The organism is Micromonospora craterilacus (assembly GCF_003236315.1).
Classification (GTDB): Bacteria; Actinomycetota; Actinomycetes; order Mycobacteriales; family Micromonosporaceae; genus Micromonospora; species Micromonospora craterilacus.
Genome location: NZ_POTY01000439.1, coordinates 1 through 2,027, shown reverse-complemented (window position 1 = coordinate 2,027; position 2,027 = coordinate 1). Strand labels below are relative to the sequence as shown.

The following is a 2,027-nucleotide window of genomic DNA, read 5'->3' as shown; positions in this document are numbered from 1 at the left end:
GGATCACTGCGCCGATCCGCAGCGTGCCGGGGGCCAGCTCGGCGGCGGCGGCCAGCGGCAGCGTGAACCGGGCGGCGGCGGCCGAGCCGGCGGTGTGCGACTCCCGGAGCATCCAGTGGACCTCGTCGGCCGTCCAGCCCAGCGCGGGGCGGCTGGCGATCTCCCGGAGCAACCGCAGCGCGGCCCGGGTGTCGTCGTCGTAGAAGCGCATGCACCAGTGGTGCACCCACATGCCTAGCGCCCGGGCGCCGTCGTGGTCGAGGGAGCGCAGCAGCCGGCCGCAGGCGGTGTCGCCGAAGGCGCGGCCCGGGTCGCCGGCGCGGTCGCGTTCGATGGCACCGACCGCGGCGGGGGCGACCGCACGCATCCGGTCGTAGAAGCGCTGGACCACGACCTCGTCCGGCGGGGGGTGCCCGTCCCTCGACGCCGCCGCCCGACCCGCCACGCTCACCATCGCCGCACCCTTCTTGAGTTGGTGGCCGCACGCTACCGACCACACCCGACACTTTCCGCGGCCTCGTACCAACCCCAAGCAACTCCGCAGGCTCGTGACCGCCACAGACCCGCACCGCTCGTTACCGACCCAGACCCGCACCGCCCGCTACCCCCGATCACCCGCCCAGGCCCGACCGAGGGTCAGCCGCCAGCCACGAACGCGCCCAATCCAGGATCGAGTGGCCTGGCAGTCGCGGTGAGGCCACTCGATCCTGGATCGAGCACGATCTTTGCCCGGGCACGAGGGGCAGCCAGCCTGACGCGGGTACAGCCGTAGCCGCCCGACCGACTATCAACCTCGAACGACAAACACCCAGGGCGCCGACAACGCCCGCCGCCAGGAGAGCCGCTGCGCCACCCGGCCCCGGAGTCGCAGCGGCGCCACCCGGCCTCGGGCGTTAATAAGGGGCCCTTTCTCTACCGCAGGCGTCACAAGGTGCCCTTCCTTACACCCAGGTCCGAATTCCGCCAGCCGGTGTGCTGGGGAGGGGCGCATCATCGGTGACGTGGAACTGGACTTTGAGCGGTGCTACCGGGCTGTCGACAGCCGCGACCAGCGGTTCGACGGCTGGTTCTACACCGGCGTGACCTCGACCGGGATCTACTGCCGGCCGTCCTGCCCGGCGGTGACCCCGAAGCGACAGAACGTCCGGTTCTTCCCCTCGTCGGCGGCGGCTCAGGGCGCCGGTCTGCGCGCCTGCCGTCGGTGCCGCCCGGACGCCTCCCCCGGCTCTCCGCAGTGGGACGTCCGCGCCGACGTGGTGGGCCGGGCGATGCGGCTGATCGCCGACGGGGTGGTCGACCGAGCCGGTGTGCCCGGGCTGGCCGCCCAGCTCGGGTACACCGAGCGGCACCTGCACCGGATGCTGCGGGCGGAACTGGGTGCGGGACCGCTGGCGCTGGCTCGGGCTCAGCGCGCGCAGACCGCCCGTACCCTGATCGAGACCACCGACCTGGGCATGGCCGAGATCGCGTTCGCCGCCGGATTCGGCAGCGTCCGGCAGTTCAACGACACCGTCCGCGAGGTCTACGCTGCGGCCCCGTCGCAGTTGCGCACCGGTCGCCGGCCGGCTGCTGGCGGGGCCGGCACGGTCAGCCTGCGGTTGGCGTACCGTCCCCCGCTGCACGCCGTCGCGCTGCTCGACTTCCTCGCCCGGCGCACGCTGCCGGGGGTGGACGAGGTGCGCGACGGGACGTACCGCCGGGGGTTGCGGCTGCCGCACGGCACCGGCGAGGCGGCCCTGACCCCGGCGGAGGGGTACGTTGCGGCGACGCTGCGCCTCACCGACCTGCGCGACCTGTCCCCCGCCGTGGCCCGTTGCCGGCGCCTGCTCGACCTCGACGCGGACCCGGTCGCCGTCGACCAGACGCTCGGCGCCGATCCGGCGTTGGCCGCCGCGGTGGCCGCCGAGCCCGGCGTCCGCGTGCCCCGCGCGGTGGACGGTTTCGAGATGGCCGTCCGCGCCATCGCCACCCAGCAGGTCTCCCTGGCCTCCGCCCGCACCACCCTCACCCACCTGCTAACCCACCTC

2 protein-coding genes are annotated in these 2,027 nt (G+C 74.1%); one reads left to right on the top strand and one right to left on the bottom strand.

All coding sequences use genetic code 11. From position 1 onward, the window contains the following. A partial coding sequence (locus tag C1I95_RS33575; protein ID WP_111220103.1) for a hypothetical protein occupies positions 1 to 454 on the bottom strand: 454 nt, incomplete at its 3' end. Between the two features lie 547 nt (positions 455 to 1,001). On the opposite strand from C1I95_RS33575, the gene C1I95_RS33570 reads away from it, so the two are divergent. After that, on the top strand, positions 1,002 to 2,027 hold a 1,026-nt coding region (locus C1I95_RS33570), incomplete at its 3' end, for a bifunctional transcriptional activator/DNA repair enzyme AdaA (RefSeq protein WP_111220101.1).